This is a genomic window from Reichenbachiella versicolor (assembly GCF_003171675.1).
In the GTDB taxonomy this organism is placed as follows: Bacteria; Bacteroidota; Bacteroidia; order Cytophagales; family Cyclobacteriaceae; genus Reichenbachiella; species Reichenbachiella versicolor.
Genome location: NZ_QFZQ01000005.1, coordinates 152903 through 175367, shown reverse-complemented (window position 1 = coordinate 175367; position 22465 = coordinate 152903). Strand labels below are relative to the sequence as shown.

Annotated in this window: 21 protein-coding genes; 9 read left to right on the top strand and 12 right to left on the bottom strand. The window is 37.7% G+C overall.

Translation table 11 applies throughout. The annotated features are described in order from the left end of the window. Positions 1-1170 carry an MBL fold metallo-hydrolase gene (locus DKG80_RS11250; protein ID WP_109831440.1) on the top strand — a complete coding sequence of 390 codons (1170 nt, stop codon included), beginning with the start codon at positions 1-3 and terminating at the stop codon, positions 1168-1170. Between the two features lie 349 nt (positions 1171-1519). On the opposite strand, the gene DKG80_RS11245 is transcribed toward DKG80_RS11250, so the two are convergent. The 4 genes from DKG80_RS11245 to DKG80_RS11230 form a co-directional block, all read right to left on the bottom strand. Further along, entirely contained in the window at positions 1520-2563 is a 1044-nt protein-coding gene (locus tag DKG80_RS11245; RefSeq protein WP_109831439.1) for a hypothetical protein, read from the bottom strand. Positions 2564-2706: 143 nt separating this feature from the next. Beyond that, positions 2707-3063: a helix-turn-helix domain-containing protein gene (locus DKG80_RS11240; protein ID WP_109831438.1), complete on the bottom strand. Its 357-nt coding sequence runs from the start codon at positions 3061-3063 to the stop codon at positions 2707-2709. A 181-nt stretch (positions 3064-3244) separates the two neighbouring features. Further along, complete coding sequence (locus DKG80_RS11235; RefSeq protein ID WP_109831437.1) at positions 3245-3631, bottom strand: VOC family protein; 387 nt, start codon at positions 3629-3631, stop codon at positions 3245-3247. A 171-nt stretch (positions 3632-3802) separates the two neighbouring features. Further along, positions 3803-4429 carry a hypothetical protein gene (locus DKG80_RS11230; protein ID WP_162555830.1) on the bottom strand — a complete coding sequence of 209 codons (627 nt, stop codon included), beginning with the start codon at positions 4427-4429 and terminating at the stop codon, positions 3803-3805. A 324-nt stretch (positions 4430-4753) separates the two neighbouring features. Between DKG80_RS11230 and DKG80_RS11225 the strand changes: the two genes are divergently transcribed. Next, complete coding sequence (locus tag DKG80_RS11225; protein ID WP_109831435.1) at positions 4754-5821, top strand: methyltransferase domain-containing protein; 1068 nt, start codon at positions 4754-4756, stop codon at positions 5819-5821. Between the two features lie 462 nt (positions 5822-6283). Then, positions 6284-7000: a dienelactone hydrolase family protein gene (locus DKG80_RS11220; protein WP_109831434.1), complete on the top strand. Its 717-nt coding sequence runs from the start codon at positions 6284-6286 to the stop codon at positions 6998-7000. Positions 7001-7300: 300 nt separating this feature from the next. Here the strand turns inward: DKG80_RS11220 and DKG80_RS11215 are convergent, their stop codons facing one another. The 8 genes from DKG80_RS11215 to DKG80_RS11185 all read right to left on the bottom strand — a co-directional run bounded on the left by DKG80_RS11215 (position 7301) and on the right by DKG80_RS11185 (position 14944). Next, entirely contained in the window at positions 7301-8215 is a 915-nt protein-coding gene (locus tag DKG80_RS11215) for an alpha/beta fold hydrolase (protein WP_109831433.1), read from the bottom strand. Between the two features lie 198 nt (positions 8216-8413). After that, positions 8414-9334, bottom strand: coding sequence for an AraC family transcriptional regulator (locus DKG80_RS11210; RefSeq protein WP_109831432.1), 921 nt, complete (start codon positions 9332-9334; stop codon positions 8414-8416). Between the two features lie 183 nt (positions 9335-9517). After that, entirely contained in the window at positions 9518-9805 is a 288-nt protein-coding gene (locus DKG80_RS21155) for a hypothetical protein (RefSeq protein WP_162555829.1), read from the bottom strand. 295 nt (positions 9806-10100) lie between these two features. After that, positions 10101-10847, bottom strand: a complete 747-nt coding sequence (locus tag DKG80_RS11205; RefSeq protein ID WP_109831431.1) for a hypothetical protein — start codon at positions 10845-10847, stop codon at positions 10101-10103. Between the two features lie 328 nt (positions 10848-11175). Next, positions 11176-11976, bottom strand: coding sequence for a type 1 glutamine amidotransferase domain-containing protein (locus DKG80_RS11200; protein ID WP_109831430.1), 801 nt, complete (start codon positions 11974-11976; stop codon positions 11176-11178). Between the two features lie 75 nt (positions 11977-12051). Beyond that, positions 12052-12636: a Crp/Fnr family transcriptional regulator gene (locus DKG80_RS11195; RefSeq protein ID WP_109831429.1), complete on the bottom strand. Its 585-nt coding sequence runs from the start codon at positions 12634-12636 to the stop codon at positions 12052-12054. A gap of 356 nt (positions 12637-12992) precedes the next feature. Further along, entirely contained in the window at positions 12993-14309 is a 1317-nt protein-coding gene (locus tag DKG80_RS11190) for a nucleotidyltransferase family protein (RefSeq protein WP_109831428.1), read from the bottom strand. A 206-nt stretch (positions 14310-14515) separates the two neighbouring features. After that, positions 14516-14944 (bottom strand): hypothetical protein, encoded by a 429-nt coding sequence (locus DKG80_RS11185; RefSeq protein WP_109831427.1) that lies wholly within the window; start codon positions 14942-14944, stop codon positions 14516-14518. A gap of 379 nt (positions 14945-15323) precedes the next feature. Here DKG80_RS11185 and DKG80_RS11180 point away from each other — a divergent pair, with 379 nt between their 5' ends. The 6 genes from DKG80_RS11180 to DKG80_RS11155 all read left to right on the top strand — a co-directional run bounded on the left by DKG80_RS11180 (position 15324) and on the right by DKG80_RS11155 (position 22403). Then, positions 15324-16811 carry an O-antigen ligase family protein gene (locus DKG80_RS11180; protein ID WP_109831426.1) on the top strand — a complete coding sequence of 496 codons (1488 nt, stop codon included), beginning with the start codon at positions 15324-15326 and terminating at the stop codon, positions 16809-16811. Further along, entirely contained in the window at positions 16795-17952 is a 1158-nt protein-coding gene (locus DKG80_RS11175; protein WP_109831425.1) for a glycosyltransferase, read from the top strand. Before DKG80_RS11180 ends, DKG80_RS11175 begins: the two co-directional genes overlap by 17 nt. 130 nt (positions 17953-18082) lie before the next feature. After that, complete coding sequence (locus DKG80_RS11170; protein WP_162555828.1) at positions 18083-19237, top strand: glycosyltransferase family 4 protein; 1155 nt, start codon at positions 18083-18085, stop codon at positions 19235-19237. A 1-nt stretch (position 19238) separates the two neighbouring features. Further along, positions 19239-20561 (top strand): oligosaccharide flippase family protein, encoded by a 1323-nt coding sequence (locus DKG80_RS11165; RefSeq protein WP_109831423.1) that lies wholly within the window; start codon positions 19239-19241, stop codon positions 20559-20561. A 146-nt stretch (positions 20562-20707) separates the two neighbouring features. Continuing rightward, a complete protein-coding gene (locus tag DKG80_RS11160; protein ID WP_109831422.1) occupies positions 20708-21550 on the top strand; it encodes a class I SAM-dependent methyltransferase in 843 nt (280 codons plus the stop codon). Beyond that, positions 21513-22403, top strand: a complete 891-nt coding sequence (locus DKG80_RS11155) for a glycosyltransferase family 2 protein (RefSeq protein ID WP_109831421.1) — start codon at positions 21513-21515, stop codon at positions 22401-22403. The genes DKG80_RS11160 and DKG80_RS11155 overlap by 38 nt, the downstream gene beginning before the upstream one ends. Positions 22404-22465 lie beyond the last annotated feature (62 nt).

Below are 22465 nucleotides of genomic sequence, written 5' to 3'. Positions count from 1 at the left end.
ATGTCAACAAAAATCAGTTGGGTTATAACCATTATTGCAGTTATCGCAATGTCTGCAATGTATTTGCTTCAAGATAAAGATATAGCTCAAGGGGAATACACCTTTCGACCTGTATCGCCACTAACGTCAAAAACGGAGCGTATAGAAAATAGAGAAAGGGTGTCTATTTCTGAGGTCAAACCTTTAGAGCCAAACCAGATGCTTGATATTTCAGAATACCCTATCAATGAAATTAATATTCAGAAATTAACCGAAAATAGTTATTGGATACTCTCTAATTTACACGGAATGACTATGTACATTGGGGAAGAAGAGGTTCTACTGGTGGATTCTCCTGAAGGATTAGATGCTAATCGTCTACTCGAGCGAATTGCAAAGATTACAGACAAACCTGTTACTACACTGGTCTATAGTCACCCACATTTAGATCATATAGGAGGTGCACAGGTATTAGTAGATGCCTTGACAAAAAGGAACCAGCCTTTAAGAATAATTGCTACAGATCAATTTGTTTCGGCATCTACTCTTTACAAGCAGAAAATACCACAGCCAACGGAAGTTGTTTCTACCCCAGTGGCTTATTTTGAGTTTGACAACAAACAGTTTAAGGTTGGGACTCCGATGTCGGTTGCACATAGTATGGCTGACAGTTACATTCTTTTTCCTGACAAGGTGATTACTTTTATTGATTTTATATATGCAGCTAGACTACCTCTGCATGGATACAGTGGTGTTCAAAATATGACTGGGTATATTAACTTTCTACGCCATGTAGCGGGAGAAGATTGGACCTTTGCCAACACGGGTCATACTAATATTAGTTCACCACAGGATTTAGAATTTACACTTCAGTATACCAAGGATATTTATGACGCTTGGTTCAAAGCTATTAGAGCAAACTGGAACGTATCTGGATTTATAAAGGCTAAAGCAAAAGGAGATTATGTTGCTGTTTGGTTACGGAATGTTTTCGATAAAGTAGCATTTGAAGTTGCTCAAGAATTGGAGCCTAAATATGGAAATTATCCACAATTTGAATTGGCGTTAGATCATGCTTTAAAAGTTCAGTGGGATGGGTTCTTACACTATGACTTTACAAATCATCCTGATGTTCGACCAGATTTTACACCTATCAAACCGATCGAAACAATACAGACTGTTAGCCAATAAAGAGTTAACCGATTGTTTTACGAATGGAGCTATATTGTAAAATATATCACATTGTGTTAACAGAATATATTTAAATACACAGTAGTGATGTGATTGATATTGATGAATATGTTTTCAAATTACTAGTCAGTGGACACTAAATCTGAGGAATCAAAAAAGCTTAAGCTATAATATTGGTTTTAAAATGGTTAGTGTTCCACGTGCTCTTTCAAGAAATCTTAGGCCAAATAGTCAGAAAGAGCAGGTTGATATTTTTCTTCTTCTTGGATAGTTAATTTATCCTATAGCGTCCGTACGTCAATTTCTTTATCTGAGAATAGACTTTACTATTCGTCTATATGAAATACCCTCATTTAAAGTCTTTGAAAAGAACCTTTCCGAAATCTTTTTGAGTCCTCATTTCCTTGTGGTCACCCTCGGGAAAATGTCTGAAAGTTAATAAAGAGCCATGTTTGTGAAGAATCCAATTTTCATCACCTTTAGCGTATTTGAAGGTTATTATATCGTAGCTCCCAGAGGTGTTCCCATATCCGTAGTATTCTAAAGAGAAATATCCGTTTTTGATTACGATTTTGTCGAACACAGTCCCATCTACTCCATCATACTCAAGTGAGTCATTTTTTGCAGCCAGTATGTATTTCCCATTCTCTTGTCCTAAGAATAGATAAACATGCTCCCTGTACTCAGGCTCATTTTTCATCTTGAATCGCAAAATAATGTCCTCAAATGGATCTCGATTTAGATCACCAGAATAAGCTTTGCACTCAGAAGTGGAATCAGGAATATAGTCTTTGATTTTCATGCGAAGCATAGCATCATAAAGACCCTCTTTTATGTTACCAAAATATTCACCACCAGATCCTTGCATATCATCTTGAGTTGCAATAATTGGATCTTGAGGGGATGGAGCGAACAAATCATGCTGGAAAAGCTCCTCATCTCTATTCAAAATCCAATAATCATTACCTAGTTCATCACTGTGATATCTAAACGTGATTTTGCGATAGCTTCCAGCATTACTGTCTTTACCCTTATAACCGATAGTGAAGCCGCTGTTTTCAGAAATAGTGATGGAGTTGAAGACCATTCCATTTGTATTATCAAAACTGAACTCATCTTCTTCATCCAGTTTTAGCGTGCTATCATTTTTTCCTAGAATTATAAGAATGTGTTCTTTTTCTATCGGGTCACCTTCTTTCTTGAAGCGCAGGATAGCGTCTTCTATTTTGTCTTGGTTCAAGTCTCCAGAAAAGAGACGAGTTTCTGATGGTATTGCTAACTCAGGGATGAACTCACTAACATCCTCGATAGAAATCTCATTATTAGTACAACCAATAGTAGAGAGTGACAATAGGAGAACTGCGATTGATACTAAGTAGTTCACTTTTATCATGATTCGTTTCTAATTGAATTTTTCAGGATGGCTCGAATTTCATTTGACTGGTTGTAGAAAGTAGGAATGATCCCTACAGAACCATCATAGTAAGCCAAGCAAAGCAGTCACATGGAATATCTCTGAAAAGTACAGGAAAGAACTTATTTACCTTGAAGCTTCTCTTCCAGTATAGCCAGCTTACCTTTTAGCATTTGTATCTCTTTGTCTTTATCCTTGATAAGTTCTGTATCCGCACCATAGTAGTAATTTGTCTGACTACCTAAGAATACCCCTCCTTGATTTTTTGTAATTGTAATGGTATCTGGTAAGAATTCCTGAATAGGCACATCGAGCGTAGAAGCTATTTCGACGATTTTGTCTAGTTCTAGAGTGGCTTTGTTGGCCTCCACCCTGCCGTAGGTAGAAGAAGAAATACCTAATAAGTGAGAAAACTCTGACTGAGACATGTTTTTTTCTTTCCTTAGTTCTAGCAGTTTATCGCCTACTCTCATTTTCATAGTGTTGTGATTGTTTGAGCCGTAAGTAACGAAAAAATACGGCTAACCCAAAATTGGGTCGAGGTATTGCAGGGCTGATTTGTGATGTCTCAGGACGCTTTTTTACTTTGTATCTGTACATAACCCTTAGAGGTTAGATTAATTGTTCGCCCCTGACATGTATGTGTCAGGGGAATGTTTTTTATACAGTCAGTTCGATTAGATTTCCTTCAGGGTCTGATATCACACTTTCATAATACCCATCTCCAGTGGTTCGAGGTTCTCCAATTACATCAAACCCATTATTTCGTATCAATTCAGTAAGCGAATCAACCTTTTCTTTTGAGCCTACGGATATTGCAAAATGAGTTAATCCTAATTTAGAATCAGCATTTTGAATAAACTCAGAAACATCGGGTCTATGCATTAGCTCTATCCGCGCACCATTTCCAAAGGATAAGAAATACGAGCTAAACTTTTTCCGAGGATTGTAATATTTCTCGTTTGATTTTAAGTCAAAAAACTGAAGGTAAAACGCCTTCATCTTTTCCAAGTCCAAAGTCCAAATGGCTATATGTTCTATTTTCATTTGTTTTTTGATTTCAATAAGGTCTCGAATACCAATAGCACGGAAGTTTTTTAATCTCTGAACCGCCCAGCGGTCACTGTTGATTATTATATGCTATCATTGACTCGTTATGTTATAAATATTCATAGCTTATCAAATATTGTAACCTAAAGCCGTGATTATCGCATTCTGTTATTCTTGGATTATTGTATATGGTTTCACAGCACTGATTGAGCTATCGAATGTTTGTTTCACGGATTCAATAGTTCGAATATTAGGAAGTTCGTTACGTTGATAGTTTTTCATCATTGGCACTGTAACCATGATTTTCATTAAGATTTCCAAGTTGTTGAGTGTTTGCTCTATGGAGTCTATCTGAGCTACTAAAGTATCTAGTTCTGACGTTTTTGTGGATTGATCGTCTTTTAGTGTTTCCACAAGTTTCAATAGATCTTTTTTAAGTGTTGTATCACTTATTTGATTTGTGTATTTAGATAAGGTGATCCAGTAGTTTTGGTTGGTTTGCATATAAATATGATAACGCTCTAGGCTATCGGATTTTATCTTTGGGACTTCTTGTAGCGATGAAGTTATTGCCTTTAACTTCTGATCCTTTTCTACAGCTTCGTCAAAAAGCTCTTGAATAATATCAGGACCATAGCCAGACCTTTTGTTAAAAGAGGACAACCCTAAATCATTTTTTTCATGGAGGGTTTGTGGTGTTTGTTCGTTAAAGTCTTCCGTTTCAGTTGTTTCTTTTTTCTCAGTACATGATATCATTGAAATGGAAACAAGAAAAATTAAAAGGTTCTTTTTCATAATGGATTCTGATCTTTCTTTAGCCCTTAGCAGAATGAGTTGAGTTTTCACTTTGTTGCTTGATTACCAGTCTATTTATGTCACAATCTAAGGAAATCTTTGATTTTGAGTGCTATTTTTTGATTCAGAGAGGAGAGCAGGAATTTTTCTGATACGAGTAAAAAATTAAGTCTTTGAGATCGGAGGCTTACTGTTTGTTATGTGCCCTAGTGAAGAGTCATCTTGTAGTATCAAATAATTTCATAAACGTTAGTATTTTAATTCATAGCCTGATCTGTAGAGCCTTCAGTATATCCAGATACATTTGAGCGTAAATATGAATTTATGATTGAAGTAAAACATTTGCGCTTGATCGATACAGTGTCAAAGGTAGGGTCATTAAACAAAGCTGCTGATGAATTATGTTTAACCCAGTCTGCGCTCAGTCACCAACTCAAGGAGCTTGAACTAAAGCTAGGTGTTGAAATTTTTTATCGGAACAAAAATCAATTGCTTTTTACAAAAGAAGGAAAAGAACTACGGGATGCTGGTGCTGGCATTTTAGATCAATTAAAAGGCCTTGAGAAAAAAGTAAAAGAAATAAGCCAAAGTCAATTGAAAAAATACGTTCACGGTTATTCTGAGTTTGAGAGTAGGAGATTGAACAATCAGGCCAAAACTATGTCTGACCTGCTTCACTATGATTCAGTTTGGGATGAAAATTCAACAGTATTAGAAGTTGGCTGTGGAATTGGTGCTCAAACGAGTATTATAAGTGTGAAAAACTTAGCGACCAATTTCACTTCCATTGACCTTTCAGAAAGTTCTTTGACGAAAGCCAAAGAAACTATAGATGCACTGGGAGTTGAAAATGTCACGTTTCGTCATGCTGATGTATATGATTTACCGTTCGATACTGGTTCGTTCGATCATATCTTTGTTTGTTTCGTTTTAGAACACCTGGCTGACCCTACCAAGGCACTTTTGGAAATAAAAAGAGTACTAAAAAAAGGTGGAACCTTAATGGTGATAGAAGGAGATCATGATTCGACGTATTTTTATCCAGAAACCAAAGCGGCAAAAAAAGCTATCCAAGCTCAAGTTGATTTGCAATCAAAAAATGGGGGTAATGCCAATATTGGAAGACAGCTATTTCCATTACTTAAAGATGTAGGCTTTTCCAACGTTCATGTAGATCCAAGACAAGTATATGTAGATCAGTCTAGACCTGAAATGGTCGAAGGATTTATAAAAAATACTTTCACAGCAATGATTGAAGGGGTCAAAGAAGAAGCCGTAAATGCAAAAATCATATCTAGTTTAGAGATGGAAGAAGGTATTAATGACTTACTCAAAACAGCAGATGGAGGAACGTTTTGCTATACTTTTTTTAAAGCCAAAGCATTTAAGTAGCATCCTTTGTTCCCAACCAAGCGCAACGACACTTGAGATGATTTACTAAAAAGACCGGTATCTCTAGACAAAGCTTATTTAATAATACACTGTATCAGAATATCGTGTCAGGAGTATTTTATCTTTCAAGAATAACTGTTCCCAGAACGGCTTTCAAAAATGCCTCAGGTTTTCTACTCTTTATCTTTAGCTTAGCTTAAAAAAACTAGGAGAAATCTAATGAACAAAACTGATCTCTAGGTTAGCAAGCACCATATACAGCATGACGGCAGCTAGGGATATTCTGTTAATTTTACAGTCCTATTTTCTCCCTGTATCAAAAAAAATCGAATATTTTCCTCACTGAATTAAAAAACACAACGATCAAAATAGAAGTTCTTCCTACATTGTAGCCAAAACTAAGCGTTAATACCACAAATGATAGGTGAGTATTAGCGGTAATTCTCTCACTAAATTGAAATAATGATAAGTACCGAAGTAATATCATATGAAGATAGCCAAAACGCCTATGAAGGTTTCATCGCTTACAATACCGAAATTAAAGCTAAAGCTCCTATTATTCTTATTGCTCATGCGTTTGGTGGACAGTCAAAATTTGAGGAAAGGAAGGCCATAGAATTAGCTCAATTAGGATATATAGGTTTTGCAATTGATATATATGGTAAAGGAAAAAGAGCAAGAGACTCAGAGGAAGCGCAAGAATTGATGGACTCCTTAAATTCTGATAGGAAATTGCTGTTAGAAAGAATGAAAGTATCTTTAGAATGCGCGAAAAAGATCAAACTTGCCGATATACACAGAATTGGAGCTATTGGATTCTGCTTTGGAGGTAAATGTGTTTTAGATCTGGCTAGGTCGGGGGAAAAGCTAAATGGAATAGTTAGCTTTCATGGACTGTATGATACTCCGGCGTTTAATCAAGATACAAAAATTACGACTCCTGTTCTTGTATTGCATGGATGGGATGATCCTTTAGCATCACCAAACGAGACAATTGCCTTAGCTAACGAACTTACGAGTAAGGATGCGAATTGGGAAATCAACGCTTATGGAAAGACCGGTCATGCATTTACAAATCCAAATGCCAAGTTTCCTGATAAAGGATTAATGTACAGTAAAAGTGCGAACGATAGAGCTTGGAAAAGAATGATGACTTTTTTTGAGGATGCATTCAAGTAAAAGTTCCGTTCCCTCCATTTCAGCGTATTGGTGTACATTCCAACTCTCCACGACCTAAAAAAAAGCGGCAGCATATAGACTCTGAATATCATGGTTAGATGTTTTAGTCTGCTCAATATGACCATTTTTTTACTTTATTTGGGATCCATATAAGGGGGGCAAATAGCGCACGTTAAAGTGCGATGGCAACGGAAATACGTGTACTGCCTTGATCTGTACGTCCTTCAGACTATAGCTCTTTGTTCTTTCAAGAGGAACCCTTGAAAGAACAGGGCGCCATAGACGGATAGGTCAATAACCTTAGATTAGATCATCTATGAATGATTTGACCTCCCTTATGTATTTTTCTTCCTGCTCGAGCCAGCCGTAGTGTCCACATTTATTGAGTAACACTAGCTTAGAATATTTGTAGATGTTGTGAGCCTTATAGGCTGTTTCAGAGCCCACTAGATCTTGTTGTCCCTGTATTATCAAGACGGGTGTTTTCAGTTTTGACATTGAGATACTCCAGTCGTAATTGTTCTTCGATAGATCCTTAAACATCAATCCCCCAATTTCTGGATTTGCTTGTGTAAGTCGGTGTGCTATTCGATCAATATGTTTTCTTTCATATAAATAAACAGGAGCTCTAAATTTTCCAGCATTGTATTTAGCATGATAAGTAGTGTCACCTTTCCTGATTTTGTTATTCCAGTAAGCCAAAGAATCCCGCTCCAAATCACTCATACGAATGTGCATGTTAGCGCCGAGATAAGAAAAAATCTCAAGGTCAATACCTCCAGATCCAGATAGAATCATCCCTTTGAGTCTTTTTTCATGTTTAGAGGCATAATGTTGGGCAACAAATCCTCCAAAAGAATGACCAAGTACAAACCATTTTTCTACTCTGAGATGCTCCCTTAATGTTTCCAGATCCTCGACTAATAGGTCCATGGAAAGCGTGGTTGAGTCAACTACGGTTAGTTCCGATTTTCCTGTACCCCTTTGGTCATAAAGAATAACTCTAAAATTATCATCCAAAAGAGTAGCCAGAGACGAAAAACCATTGCAGTTCATTCCAGGTCCACCATTAATTATGAGAAGCGGTTCACCTGACCCAAAAGTCACATAGTGAATTGTTCCAGAGTTGGTTTTAATAATGTTGCTCTTTTGTCCAGTAGCGAAATGAAAAGAAAAGAGGGCGATTAAAAGAGGAATAAAAAATAACTTTTTCATGATTGAGATTACTGGTGACTAAAGTGTACAGAACACTCAGTTTTTGTTTCAAGCTGATACACAATACTATAAACCACTACTATCAATTACAAATGACGGGAATAAGCTGTTTTGTTTCGGTGTAAGTGCTATGCTACTTGAAATACTTTATGAAAAAACCAGTCTCCCATCAGGGCTTGTTTAGCAAATACGGTTTTTTTATTCAACGGGTATATATAGATCAACTACAAACTTATTTTCAGGGTGCTCTCTGTAGTCACTTTGGTAAATTTCAAATGGATTTTCGTTGCTCTTTTTGTATCCGTTATCATTCATCCATACGAAGAGACTCGTCCAAGACTTTTCAAGTTCTACAGGTGTGATTTCAAAACGTCCAACGATACACTTTCCTTCTTTTATTGTGACCGTATTAATCTCGCCTTCCGCTTCAAAAGGCTCATTAGTCGCTAAAAAAATGCTCATTCGAACCTTGTCAGGTGCAGTGATTTTGAAACTATCGTAAAAAAACCTTCCCATCTTAGCTTCTGAATTGTTAAGTAACCCTTTAGGCATAGCCCATCTTGTAAGTTTTTCAAAAGCGGTTTCAATTCCAGTTACGCCTACGTGCGTAACTCCTGCTAATCTCAATTCTGGTGTTTCTCTAACTTCAATTTTTGCATTCATTTCTGTCCATTTTTTTAGATCATTAATGATGCAAATGTATTTTTCATGCTCAGGGTACTCTTGTCCATTCTTGCTTTCGAGTTGACGAATCTTGCTATGTCTGTTAGGGTTTTGCCTTTTAAATTCGGTAGGGCTTACACCGTAAAACTTTTTGAAAGCCCTTGAATATGATGAAATGTCACTAAACCCATATTTGTGAGCTATTTCAGATGTTGAAATATTTTTATGCAGTAGGTCAGAAGAAGATTTTTCAATTCTTCTTCTCATTACATATCCGTTTAGGGTTTCCCCAGTTATGAATTTGAATACTCGATGAAAATGAAATGGTGAAAAAAAGGCGATTTCAGAAACTTTACTCAGCCGCAAGTCAGATTCCAAGTTTTCGTCAATGAACTCAAAAACCCGATTGATTCGACTTTGGTAATCAGCTTGTAAATGTTTTTCAGTTTCTGTCATTTCTCTTATGCTGTACAATGATAAGGTAAGTTAGCTATGTGGTGTAGTGAGCGTTTTGGTTTTAATAATTGCTTTTTTAAAATTCTTAAAATCAAAATAGTGAATAAGTCTTACTGCTTGTTGTGTTGATTTTTTCTTTACGGCTTTGAAAGTCAACTTTTCTCTATTTTTCGAAAACCTTCTTTAATTCAACTCCCGCCGCCGGTCGGCGGCAACAAAAACGGGCGTCATTTTTCTTGCCGCCGAGTGAGGGACGAAAAACGAGCGTCGTTTTTGCTGCGGACGGATGAGGCTCCGAAAATGGCCGTCGTTTTTGTTGCGGACGGGTGAGGCTCGAAAAACAGCCGTCATTTTTCTTGCGGACGGATGAGGGAACAAAACTGACTCTCGTTTTTCTTCCCGCCGCATGAGGCTACCAAAACGACAGCTGTTTTCCTTGCCGCCGAGCTGCGACAGCAAAAAACCAAACAAAACCACTCCTCCTTAAGTTGTTTTCTTGGATTCGTGCCCAGTTTTTCAAGTGTAAGTGCAACGACGCCTGAAATACTTTATTAAAGACCAGTATTTCCCAACAGCGCTTGTTGAGCAATACATAGTGTCAGAGTGTTGAGTCAATAGGGACTCTTGAAAGGACAGGGTCTTGTTGAGCAGAGCGAAACATCTACCTAGCGTCTGCAGAGTCTCTTTGCTGTACCTGTTTTGAGGTGATTGAGAGTTGAAATGGTAAACCACCCTGAGTGTGGCGGGAACGGGGGTAAGGAGTATTTTATGTTGAGCAGTAGCGGACTACTAATATGAACATTGACTTTAAAACTCGGGTTAATCTGTTTACTTCTTCGTACATGGTTTTTTGAAAATCATCTGAGTATTCTTTGGGGTTAATTCGTGACTCATTGAGGCATTCAAGTGTATTTTGAAAATCAAGTATTGGTTGTTTGGATTCGGATGTGGCAATGTCGTAATATAAAGCAGTATAGCCACAGATCTCACCACCTCCAAGATTCACAAGTTTTGTTGGGGTATTAATCCAAGACTTATCGGAAGTGCTGAGTCTAGTAGATATGAAATAGTATGGATCACATAGGTAAATGTTCGAAACAAATACTTTGCTTATGCTATCGATATTTAATTTGAAAGGTTTTCCAATTGGTCTGATGACTTGAACGGTATATCTTCTAGGTTTGAATGTCAGAGTTTGTATGTCAGTAAAATACCTTGCTGAGTTTTGCTTAAGTGTTAACAAGTGCCATGAAAAAGCCGAGTCATAAGTAAGTTCAGTCCTGAATTCATCATGTCGTAAATGAGGAAGTTCTTTCCAGTCTCCATTTGACTTGTATTCATGCCTACCTTCGTAATGTCTAATAAGAAACTTGTAATCACCAACCGAAAAATAAGCGGAAGTAGATGTGCTGTCTAAAAAAGTAACTTTAGCTTCTATATAGTAACATGGTCCAAAGTCGGCGAAACAATTTGAGGCAAGGAATATAAGTGTTAAGGTTAAAAAAGACTTCATGTGGTAAATTGTTACTTCTAACAACCGAGTAAACATCACTCAGTTTTCTCGTCATATTGATGTACAATACTATAAACACCAACAAACAATTACAAACGGTATAGCTGACATATAGCTAATCCCAAAACAGCCAGTAATCTCATAAAAACACACCTAATCTCTCAAAAATGGTATCCCAAATTGTTCTAAGGATAAGTGAAATGACGCTTGAAATGCTTTATGCAATACCAGTATTTCCCGACAGGGCTTGTTGAGAAATACATAGTGTCAGAAGGCGTGCTCCGTTCCTAATGAAGGACGGAGCCGTCTACTCGATTGTAAGTAGTTTTTACTTCAACTTTTCAAATAATAATTCGGCAACTAATTCGGAAGATGCAGGGTTTTGTCCAGTGATTAATAAACCATCTTCAACTGCATGAGGATTCCAATCTGCTTTTTGAGAGTAAATTCCACCATTACTTTTTAGCATATCTTCTACCAAAAATGGAACAACAGAAGTTAGTTGAACAGCTTCTTCCTCACTATTTGTAAATCCAGTTACTTTCTTGCCATCAACCAAAGGCGTTCCATCTGTGCTCTTTGTATGCTTGAAAATAGCAGGAGCGTGGCAAACAGCAGCGACTGGTTTATTGTTTTTATAAAAATCTTCTATCAAGGCAATTGAATTTTCATCTTCAGCTAAATCCCATAAAGGACCGTGTCCACCTGGATAAAAAACGGCATCATAATCTGCTTGATTTACATTTTCCAGTTTTAACGTTTTTGACATCGCTTCTTGAGTTTCTTTGTCCTCGTTAAATCTAACGGTTGCTGGAGTTTGAAAATCTGCTTCGTTACTTTTTGGATCGATAGGAGGTTGTCCACCTTTTGGAGATGCCAAAGTAATTTCAATTCCTTTATCTTTTAATAAATAATAAGGCGCTGCAAACTCTTCTATCCAAAAACCAGTTTTGTGTCCAGTATCTCCTAAATCTTCGTGGCTTGTCAATACAAATAATACTTTTTTCATTGTTTCGTTTTTTTCTGAGTTCACACTTAAACCTTCTCCGTTAGAATTAGTCTCTTTTGTGCTTTTGCCACACGCAGAAATTAAAACTAAAGCGATTACAAATGTTGTTATTCTTTTCACTTGAGGTTTTTACTTTATTAAGAAGACAAAGCTATCGTCAAACTAATTGCTAAAAATTGATGTATGTTAATAAAATCAGTCAAGAGATATTTCTTTTCTGATTCTACTTAAGCTTTCGGTAGTAATTCCTAGATAAGAAGCTATATGGTAGTTTTTTACAGTCTGTTCGATATTTGGGTAAGTGTTGATAAAAGAAAGGTATCTTTCTTTAGCTGATTGCGCTAAACTCGCTAAGATTCTATTTTGAAAACTAGCAAAAGCTTTTTCCATTTTTTTCCTAAAGAAAGTTTCTAGCTGGGGGATCTCGATGAATAAATCTTCCATACTTGTTCTAGAAATTCTATATAAAGTTGCTTTCTGAATCGTCTCAATATGCATAATCGCTTTGGATGCAGTGAAGAAAGCTGTGTAATCACTTATCCACCAATCATTGATGGCAAATTGCAATGTATGTTCTTTGCCAGATTTGTCGATAAAGTAGGTTCTTAAACATCCATCGTAAACATAATATTGACTGTTTACTATTTCTTCTGCTTGTAGTATTGTAGTTCCCTTTTTAAGCTCGAGTTTTTTGAGTTTACTTTCGATAAGGTCGACTTCTTTATCTGAAAAAGTGATGTCTTTAAAAATTTCTAATATTATTGACTTTTCGATATCCATATACATTACTCACAAAAACCAAGTATACAACGCCCAGTCTTTAGTTTGATATTGGCGCACAATACTAAAATCGTCAACAACCAATTACAAACTGTAAAACGTGACTATAGTTAATTCCAAAAAGAGCCAGTACCCTTAAAAGGACAGGGTCATGTTGAGCAGAGCGAAACATCTAACTAGCGTGTGCAGAGTATCTTTGCTGGCCTGTTTTTATTTGACTGAAATGGTAAACCACCTGCAGCCTTGGCACAAATGGAGCTCTAAACATCTTCAGTGCAATCAATATCGTGTCAGAGGCACTACTGATTCATTTCCTGTTTCAAGACGCAGTCTTAAAACAATGAGGTAGGTTGTGATCATTTAGTTCTCATGATTTTTTGAATTTTCAGCCTCAACTTTGATGTAATTACAAATGTAATTTGTTTGAAAATGTATTTGCTAAATGAATTCTGAGGCATATTCAACTTGAATTTTTTGGCGAGTCTTGTCAATCTTTCATTGCTTTTATTGACTTGCTTTTCAATATCTTGAATCCATTCTTTTTCTTTCGGTTTATGTTTTTTTCGTATGTTTTTGGCAGTATTTTCAGAATATTTCTTTGCTTCAGTTACCTCTTCCATCATATTAGAAATGTGTTCAAAAAGAAGAGAGTTATAAAGCATATGGAATTTAAAATAACTAAAGTAGCTTTCTGATTTTAGAGATTCAATAATTAGGCTTTCCAGAATGTCATAGCATTCATCTAAAAAAGAATGGAATGTTAAAATATAGTTTGAATAGGCCATACTAATTTGATTGTAGGAAGGGTTAGGTAAATGAGTAAGAACTATGTTAGTGTTTTGAGCGTTCTTGTATAGCTTCAGGTACTCAATTTCTGCATCCTTACTTTTCCTAAAAGAATAAATTCTAGGGGGCTCGTCTTTGTTAGTTTCAATTAGAAAGTATCGATGGTTTTTTTGGTTTTCTATTTTGAACCATTGCTGTCGAACTTTCAAATAGTTTCTTGAGAATACATCGCTCAGTTTCCCGAAATAGTTGAAAGATTTAAGGGTTTTAGCAATTTCTCGTTTTTCTGAGGTGTTCAAGTTGGGTACTTTAGACAGTAAGTAATGAAATTCAACTAGTTCTGGGTTATCACCCAACTCCTTAATTTTTGATTCGTGTAACAGGTCAGTAATTTCTACTAAAGTTGCCCAATTATGATCTTTGGTGTTTCTAATTTGAACCTCGATTATCCTTTCATTGCTATTACACTTAATGAATAAATGAAGTGCTTTATATCCATTTTTTTGAGGTTCTTTTATATAATCATATTCTTTAACAATGGAAATTCGATTATCCTGTTCTATTAGAGCTTTGACTTTATAAACATGTATATCAGATCTTACTATGAATCTGCAGCCTCCAATGTCCCACATTCGGCTGAACCTCATTTTGGGATAGCGGTTTAATTTGCCAATTATTGATTCGAACCGTTTGATTCTGTATGTAACAATTGAAGTTGGGTGAATTTTACGGATATAAGAGCAGAGAATAGTGAAAATTGAGGATAAAGAGTCTTGGTGTGATATCCTATGTTCTTGAAGCTTATTTAGAGTGTCATCACTAATTGAAAAGTGCTCTTGTCTAATGAGGTTACCTAATCGGTCGATTTCTGCCTTAGATATACTCATAGTTTATTGATCATAACTGAACCACCCAGATTTCATTTTTAAATTGACATCCACAATATAAACGATAACAGTGGATTACAATTGAAGGACATACATTAATTATATTAATGTTCCCCACCAAAAAAAACAGCGAATACCCCTTCCAAAAGTGCGTAGAGCCATTTTTTTTAGCAAATAGGGGCAGAATAATAGCGAGTGGCGGTTTTTTATCGTTTTTGGTGAGATGATCGAACCAGTTCGTCAAACTCCATGTCCATGATGTCATTCACTGTGTGGGAAAGAATATGTGCATTTGCCCTAGACTTCCCATCCTTCAGCGCTCGGATAGTCCTACTTGGAATGAATATCAGATCCAGTAAGAACCCCACTATTGGGTAGAAGTTGCTCAGGTAAAAAACCTTTCGGCTCCCACTACCAAGTTCCCATGCCGCTATCTCAAACTCAGAAAGCCAATCAATTCCATATCCACTGAGGAGGTGATTGACATCGTGCAGTAGATATCCCTTTTTGCTGAGATTAGGAAAGTAGAATCCAAGCCGACCTATTTTGAATAGATTCCAAGAAGCATCGATCTTGCCATCTTTGCCAAGATTATTTTCCTTCCAGAAGACTTCTAGCTTTTCTTTTACTTTCATCCTGCATCGATTAAGGTTGTAAAGCTACCGAGTTAGCCTTGATAGAAAACCTATTTTCTGTAGAGTATATCTAGTGGCTTGACAAATTGTAGTGAAAAGACTGGCGCAACCGTTACATCTGAGGTCTATTCACAGCAGTAGTGAAGGGAATGCAGTGATAAGTAGACAATGGACTATGAAATCCGTTATGTTCTACTTAAATTTAGAAAACACTTCACCAACTAAAACCAATATGAAAAACTGCGCACTACGGAGGTTATATCCTTACATTCATACCTTCTATCCTACTTACTGTAAATAATTTCCTTTCAACCCTCAAAAGCTGCCAGCGATCGCATTACAAAACTGCGAGCCTCTGGCCAAACCTACATTTGTACCAATGATAAAATCAGGTAAACATATCAGAGAGAGTTTCTGGGCAGAAGGCCCATTACAAGGTCTTTACCGACAACGTATTTTGAAAGTTTTCTTTGTTATGATCGGACTGTTGTTTTCGATGGCATTGGTCTACAAACTACAGATGCTTGGTTCCATAGCCGTACTAGGATTGCCGATAGCCGCATGTGGAGGTTATCTGTTGTTCAAGTACCCAGGAGCAGCGGTTTGGGCTTCATTGATTATGGCATTTCTGACCTCAGGTATCGCGCGATACGTCAGTGCCCCATGGGGACTGTCGTTGGACATACTACTAGCCGCGGCATGGATAGCCCTGATCATGAACCCCAATACGCAATGGAAAAGGCTCGACAATGAACTATTCTATGCTTCAGCCATTTGGTTCCTGTACATCATGTTTGAGATCATCAATCCATTTGGCAATGGACTAGAAGCTTGGTTTTATGCTATGAGAGGTATAGGTTTTTATCAGGTGCTCAGTGTGGGTATAACATTGTTGCTCTTTCGGGAGCGCAAGCACTTGATTTTGTTTTGGAAAATACTCTTTATCGCTTCGGTGCTGGGAGCTTTTTGGGGATTGAAGCAGTTTAATGGAGTGTTAGATTATGCCGAAAATCATTGGCTTTTCGCTGAAGAACACCACGAAGAGCATATCCTACACGGCGTACTTAGGGTATTTTCATTTTATAGTGATGCAGGACAGTTCGGCGCATCTCAAGCCATGATGGTATTGGTTTGCGTCATCCTAGTCCTTAGTCCAGTACCCGTCATTACAAAAGTGTGGTACTCAGGTTTTGGGTTGTTGTTTTTAATAGGATTTGCCATCTCTGGTACCAGAGGAGCATTGGCAGTACCATTTTGTGGTGCCATTACCTATTTGATCATCAAAAAGAATTTTGCCTTGCTACTTACAGGAGTAGCTGCGATCGGGATAGTGTTTTTTATTCTCAAATACACCTTTATGTTTCAGAGTGTCGAGCAAGTGAGAAGAATGCGATCAGCACTAGATCCCAACAATAGATCGCTAGAAGTAAGGCTAGAAAATCAAGTGACTTTTGGAAGATACTTGGCCAATAAGCCCTTTGGAGGAGGAGTAGGCACCGCAGGATATTGGGGAGCCAGATTCAATCCAGAAAGCTTGATGGCCAATACAGCGACAGACAGCTGGTATGTAAAGATTTGGGCAGAAACAGGGGTGGTAGGCATTTGTCTCCACCTCGGTTTACTCGGCTTTTTGATGGGGCGAGGAGCCTATAGGATCAGTCAAATCGGAGACCCTGTCTTGAAAGATCAAATCATATCACTGTACGCTGCCATATCTGGAGTTTTATTCTCCTCCTATGGTAATCAAGTTTTTGGTCAGATGCCCACAGGTATGATCATGAACGTCGCTTTACACTTTGTATTCATCGCATACACATTCGAACCTTCAGACCAATTAAAACCTTCAGACCATGAAAATAATCATTGAAATACTTACCCTTTTGTTATTGACGTATGTCTCCCTATCTGTCATCTATCAATTTATACTTGCCATCAGTGCTAAGTTTTACAAGCCGCTGACGAGTAAAGTAGATGTTTACAATAAATTTTTAGTGCTAGTGCCATCATACAAGGCCGATGCGGCAGCTCTGAGAAGTACCAAGATGAATGTCAATGTGCAGTATCCCAAGGATAGCTTCGATATTGTGGTGATCAATGATGGGCTGGAGGATTCGACTCAAGTACAGCTTGAAGAAATGGGTGCCAGTGTATTGAATGTAAGTTTTGAGAAAAGCACAAAAGTTAAGGCATTGCAGGAAGCTGTTAAACGAATTAATTCCATTAGCTATGACGGAGTAGTTGTTCTGGATGTTGATAATATCATGCAGCCAGATTTCTTGACACACATCAATCATTCATTCAATGAGGGAACTTATGCGGTACAGGGTAGAAGGATCGCTGAAAACCTGACAAATAGTACTTCTGCGTTCGATGCGGTAGCAGAAACCGCCAACCACGAAATGCTCTGTAAGGGTGTAACGGTGTTCGGTCTGTCAAGTAAACTGTCTGGCTCAGGCATGGCTTTTCGACAAAATATTTTTCATGGAGTCATAGAGGAGTGTACTGCCATAGGAGGATTTGACAAGGAAATGGAATTGGTTTTGACTTACCTTGGGATCAAAATTGATTACAACGACGAGGCGATAGTATTAGATGAGAAGGTCGATTCTTATGAAGCTATGGCTAAGCAGAGAAGTAGATGGCTACAGGCTCAGTACAACTTTTTGGCTAAATTCTTAAAGTCTGGTTTTCGTAACCTTTTCAAAGGAAATTTCGACCACTTTCACAAGGTGTTGCAGCTGGCTCTTCCACCTAGAGCACTCATGGTAGTGATATTATTGATCGCTGGTATTATAGGTCTGGTACTAGGTACCAGCTATATAGTGATAATAGCCGCTCTAATGATCGTAGCTAATGTCATGACATACGTAATTACAGTACCTATTCAGTGGTTGTTGAAATTTGGATTCAAGATGATCATCGACCTCCCCAAGATGATCTGGTCGGCTATCAAAGCATTGTTTTTGATGCCAGCAGCAGCTAAGAAGTTCATACATACCCAACATTAAATCTAAGACACTATGGTTTCATTTTTAGGAGATGGAATGCCTTGGCCACTGATACTCGCATGCGTAGCAGTAGGATTTGTGATGGGCCTATATGGAGTCAAAGATGAAGATCAATCTAAACCAGAGTAAAATGGAAAAGAACCTAAAAATCCTTATGATTTGCAAAAGCCTCCCCTGGAGTTACAAAGGAGGGATTCAGAGTCACACTTGGGACTTGAGTAGAGAATTGGTGACACTTGGGCATGAGGTACACATACTCACAGCGGGTAGTCTATTGAAAGGTCAAAAGGCTTATCAAAAACAAGGAGTAGATATCGTAGAGATTCCATACATACCAGGAAGATACCTATGGCCTTTGAGCAAATTGGCAGAAGAGTTCTTTTTTAATTACGAAGCTAAAAATTGGATCAATAAACACGAGCAGGAGTTTGATGTCATTCATCTACAGGGACGAAGTGGGTATTTATACGGTAGACAAAAGACTAATAAGCCTGTAGTCAATACGGTACACGGATTATGTGCCAATGAACTGTCTCAAAACATGGGACTCCAAGATGAAATTTATAGGAAAGTAACTGCCGATGCAGAGCAGCAACTGATTGACAACGCCGACAAGTTAATTTCAGTAAGTCAAGCTTTGAAAGCTGAGATGATCGAAAAAAATAACTGCAATGCAGAAAAAGTGGCTGTGATCAACAATGGTGTCAATATGTCTACAGAACAGCTAGCTTCTAAATCATCAAAAAGTAATAAGCTTCTTTTTGTTGGTAGAATAGCTGAGGTAAAAGGGCTCGACACATTGATCGAGATGATGGAGTATGTCGATGAAGAGGTAGAGTTAAATGTTATAGGTGATGGCCCAATGAGAAGTTCTTTCGAGCGAAAAGTAAAAGAGTCTTCGTTCAGTCATAGAATCCATTTAGTAGGAGAAAAGACCAGAAGCGAAATAGATGAGTATATGAAGGATTCATTGGCTCTTGTATTGCCTTCTAGATATGAGACACAGGGTATCGTATTATTAGAGGCGGGTGTCAATGGAATTCCTGTCATCGCATCCGATTTGGAAGCGATCAGAGAATCGGTGCTAGATGGAGTCACAGGGTTTCTTTGCAAAGTAGGATTTGCTAACCAATTTGGTGAGGCGGCTGATTACCTCTACAAAAACCAAGAAAAAGCAGCTCAGATGGGTAAAGAAGCTCGGGAGCATGTAGCATCTAATTTCTCTTGGACCTCAATAGGAGCACGTACCGAGAAAGTGTATTTTGAACTATTACCAGTGGCATGAGATGATAAAGAAACTACAACATTTCTTCGCACAAGGGTCAATGGTATTTGGTAGTCAAATGCTCATGCTCGGGTCTAACTTTTTGATCTTTATCATATTGGTCAGGAGTAATTCACTAGAGCAAATGGGAGCATTTGCTATCTATATGGCTATAGTCACTATGGTGGATACACTCCGACAAGGCTTTATTCATCATGCATTTATCAAGGAATATTTAAACGCTACTGAGTCTAAGCCCCGCGTGGTGTCAGGTTTTTTAGTGATTAACTATGGAATGGTTTTCTTATTTACTTTACTATCCTTCTTATTCACTCAATTTGGATCTCTTATTGGTCTTAGCGATGGGCTACTTGATTTCTTGCCACTTTTTGGATTGACCGCTTTTAGTATGGCTACGCTTCAGTTGATGAATAGTAGGTCTACAGGCCAAGAAAAGTTCAGAAAGCAACTTATCTACAATGGTATTCATGCTGCTATCTTGATGAGTATAATAGGAGTGCTTTGGTGGTCTAATAAATTAACTATCTACAACTACTTCATTAGTCAGTTTGTAGCTTCTTCTATCATGTTCATCATAGCATTTGGGAAAGACTTAGTTCACTTTGTTTTACCATCAAAGGCTTGGTTCGCGAAAGTGTTGAACTATGGGAAATTTACTGCAGGCACCAACCTTTTGTCAGTCATATTTCACAAAGCAGACGTACTGATCATCAGCATCTTTTTGACTCCAGCAGCAGTAGCCATCTTTCATTTCGCGGCTAAACTGATCAACTACTGTGATCTTCCTATGAACGCACTGGCTCAAGTTATATTCCCAAAAATTGCCAAGACAGATAAGGCTGACTTAGTACCAAGGTATTTCTTTTCGGTGCTTTCGATCATGGCAGCTATGCTACCGGGAGTATTGATCACATTCTTCTTCTCGAAAGACATTATTCTGCTGATAGGCAATGAAGAGTATTTACCTTCAGGTACTGTGCTTCATATTCTTTTAGTGGCTAGTCTGATCAAGCCGTGGGGTAGGGTATTTGGAATGACCTTAGACGCACTTGGTATGCCAAGGGTCAACTTTGAAATGTTGGCACTGAGTACAATTATCAATGTGGTCATGAACCTGGTTTTGATACCGATATGGGGACTCAGTGGAGCAGCTATAGCAACTGTAGCCAGCATATTTATTACCATTTCGATAGGTCAAATCAGACTATATAGAATATTAAGATCTTGGAATTTGAATCCACTCAACCAGTTTATGGAAGTTATCTCAACCATTAAATCAAAGCTTCATGGAGTCCATGAGGCGATAACACAGAATTCGGCGTAAGGCGATAGATAAACCTAAATTCCCTAAATGAAGCTCCTCGAAGTGCAAGAGGTGTCTTCTGTATTTTTTGAACTCGGCTCTAAGGTCGAGAAATTAAAACCAATAGGCTTATGGCCTTGAGGTGAAACTTTTTTAAAAAAACTGATATGGAATTAACACTAGGAAAAGAACAGGTATTTACCAGCAAACGAATGATTAAGTACCCTCTACTGGGGCACGTATTTACTAAAATATTTGGGTATACTAATGTAGGAAATTACGCGAGATTTACCATTTTCAAGAAACTCGTCAATCAACTTCCCATTGATAAAATGGATAAAGTCTTGGATGTAGGGTGTGGCTATGGTGAATATGCCATCGGACTGGCCAAGGCTATGGAAGAAGCGGAGATTCATGCATTGGATATTGATTCAGAAAGGACAGAAACGGTAGTAAATGCTGTAGATAAATCAGCCATTCACAATATTCAAATTCATAACCGTTATCTCGAAACACTTAGGGAGGAAGATTTTGATTTTATTTATTCAATAGATGTATTCGAGCACATGCATCCTGATATGATGCCTTTCAAGGCGGCTCGTGAAAGGTTGAAAGAAGGAGGTTACTTTTTAGTCAAAATTCCTAACAAAGTTCAAAAGACGATTTTGCCAGAGCATTGGTTTGAGGATCATAATCACTGGCTGGAAGAGGAGCATATTGGTCAAGTATATGATTTAGATGGTCTTCAGGAAAGATTCGTGGAAGAAGGGTTTGAAATAGTGAGTGCTTCCCATTCAGATGGGTGGATATCAAGGTTTGCATGGGAATTAGCATATTTAGGAAAAAAAATGGGTGTGATTACACAGCTTTTGACTCTTCCATTGAGTAAATTACTAATACATGCCGATCGTATTTTCCACAACAATAAATGGGGAAATGCTATTCAAGTGATCGGTAAAAAACCAACTACCAATGATAGATCAACCTCAAATCTCAATTGTTACGGTTAACTACCATCAACCTACAGTTACTTGTGAATTGTTAAAGTCAATAGCATTATTAAGCTATCCTAATTTAGAAGTAATTGTTGTAGATAATGGGCAAAAGACCGATAACACTACTATTTACAAAAGTTATTATCCATATGTTACCGTAGTCACTAGCGAAGCTAATTTGGGCTTCGCTGGTGGTAACAATCTAGGTATCGAAAAGGCAAGTGGAGAATTTATTTTTTTACTAAACAATGATACAGAGATAAGTGATGGTACTATAGAGTCGATGCTCAAGGCTTTCACTGATGATACGGTCGGAGCGGTGAACCCGATCATTAGATACTACGATGAGCCTGATAGAGTTCAGTTTAGTGGATTCACAGCGATAGACCCGGTGACTGGCAGAAATGATAAGCTTACTGATGTACCTGATGATTATCGTGAGTCAGTATACTTTCATGGTGCCGCCGTAATGATTAGAAAATCTGCTATTGATAAAATGGGGCCTATGCCTGAGCGATATTTTCTCTATTACGAAGAGCTTGATTGGTCGGTAAGGTTATCAGAGTCAGGTTATAAAACGGTGGTGGATCCGTATTCTATCATCCTTCATAAAGAGTCAGTATCTACAGGTAAAATGAGCCCTTTGAAAACGTATTATCAAAGTAGGAACCGACTCTTTTTTATGTTCAAAAACAACCACTTTTTGAGCTTCTGTCTTTTTGCTAGCTATTATCTTTTTCTAGTAACACCAGTCAAATTATTTAAGCTGTTAATAGCTCAAAACTGGGCATTATTAGTGGCTCATGCCAAATCCATACCTGACTTTTTTAGACTGGTGATTCACCCGAATAGAGTTATTCAGTTTTAGTCGCAATGCGATAGTCTATGGGGTTTAATTCACAGACCCTGAGGTCAGTTTTAATCAATTTT

What these genes read in the sequence shown, in the direction of transcription:
- DKG80_RS11250 (WP_109831440.1), top strand. Translation starts at nt 1, where the DNA reads ATGTCAACAAAAATCAGTTGGGTTATAACCATTATTGCAGTTATCGCA.
- DKG80_RS11245 (WP_109831439.1), bottom strand. Translation starts at nt 2,563, where the DNA reads ATGATAAAAGTGAACTACTTAGTATCAATCGCAGTTCTCCTATTGTCA.
- DKG80_RS11240 (WP_109831438.1), bottom strand. Translation starts at nt 3,063, where the DNA reads ATGAAAATGAGAGTAGGCGATAAACTGCTAGAACTAAGGAAAGAAAAA.
- DKG80_RS11235 (WP_109831437.1), bottom strand. Translation starts at nt 3,631, where the DNA reads ATGAAAATAGAACATATAGCCATTTGGACTTTGGACTTGGAAAAGATG.
- DKG80_RS11230 (WP_162555830.1), bottom strand. Translation starts at nt 4,429, where the DNA reads ATGAAAAAGAACCTTTTAATTTTTCTTGTTTCCATTTCAATGATATCA.
- DKG80_RS11225 (WP_109831435.1), top strand. Translation starts at nt 4,754, where the DNA reads ATGATTGAAGTAAAACATTTGCGCTTGATCGATACAGTGTCAAAGGTA.
- DKG80_RS11220 (WP_109831434.1), top strand. Translation starts at nt 6,284, where the DNA reads ATGATAAGTACCGAAGTAATATCATATGAAGATAGCCAAAACGCCTAT.
- DKG80_RS11215 (WP_109831433.1), bottom strand. Translation starts at nt 8,215, where the DNA reads ATGAAAAAGTTATTTTTTATTCCTCTTTTAATCGCCCTCTTTTCTTTT.
- DKG80_RS11210 (WP_109831432.1), bottom strand. Translation starts at nt 9,334, where the DNA reads ATGACAGAAACTGAAAAACATTTACAAGCTGATTACCAAAGTCGAATC.
- DKG80_RS11205 (WP_109831431.1), bottom strand. Translation starts at nt 10,847, where the DNA reads ATGAAGTCTTTTTTAACCTTAACACTTATATTCCTTGCCTCAAATTGT.
- DKG80_RS11195 (WP_109831429.1), bottom strand. Translation starts at nt 12,636, where the DNA reads ATGGATATCGAAAAGTCAATAATATTAGAAATTTTTAAAGACATCACT.
- DKG80_RS11190 (WP_109831428.1), bottom strand. Translation starts at nt 14,309, where the DNA reads ATGAGTATATCTAAGGCAGAAATCGACCGATTAGGTAACCTCATTAGA.
- DKG80_RS11185 (WP_109831427.1), bottom strand. Translation starts at nt 14,944, where the DNA reads ATGAAAGTAAAAGAAAAGCTAGAAGTCTTCTGGAAGGAAAATAATCTT.
- DKG80_RS11180 (WP_109831426.1), top strand. Translation starts at nt 15,324, where the DNA reads ATGATAAAATCAGGTAAACATATCAGAGAGAGTTTCTGGGCAGAAGGC.
- DKG80_RS11175 (WP_109831425.1), top strand. Translation starts at nt 16,795, where the DNA reads ATGAAAATAATCATTGAAATACTTACCCTTTTGTTATTGACGTATGTC.
- DKG80_RS11170 (WP_162555828.1), top strand. Translation starts at nt 18,083, where the DNA reads ATGGAAAAGAACCTAAAAATCCTTATGATTTGCAAAAGCCTCCCCTGG.
- DKG80_RS11165 (WP_109831423.1), top strand. Translation starts at nt 19,239, where the DNA reads ATGATAAAGAAACTACAACATTTCTTCGCACAAGGGTCAATGGTATTT.
- DKG80_RS11160 (WP_109831422.1), top strand. Translation starts at nt 20,708, where the DNA reads ATGGAATTAACACTAGGAAAAGAACAGGTATTTACCAGCAAACGAATG.
- DKG80_RS11155 (WP_109831421.1), top strand. Translation starts at nt 21,513, where the DNA reads ATGATAGATCAACCTCAAATCTCAATTGTTACGGTTAACTACCATCAA.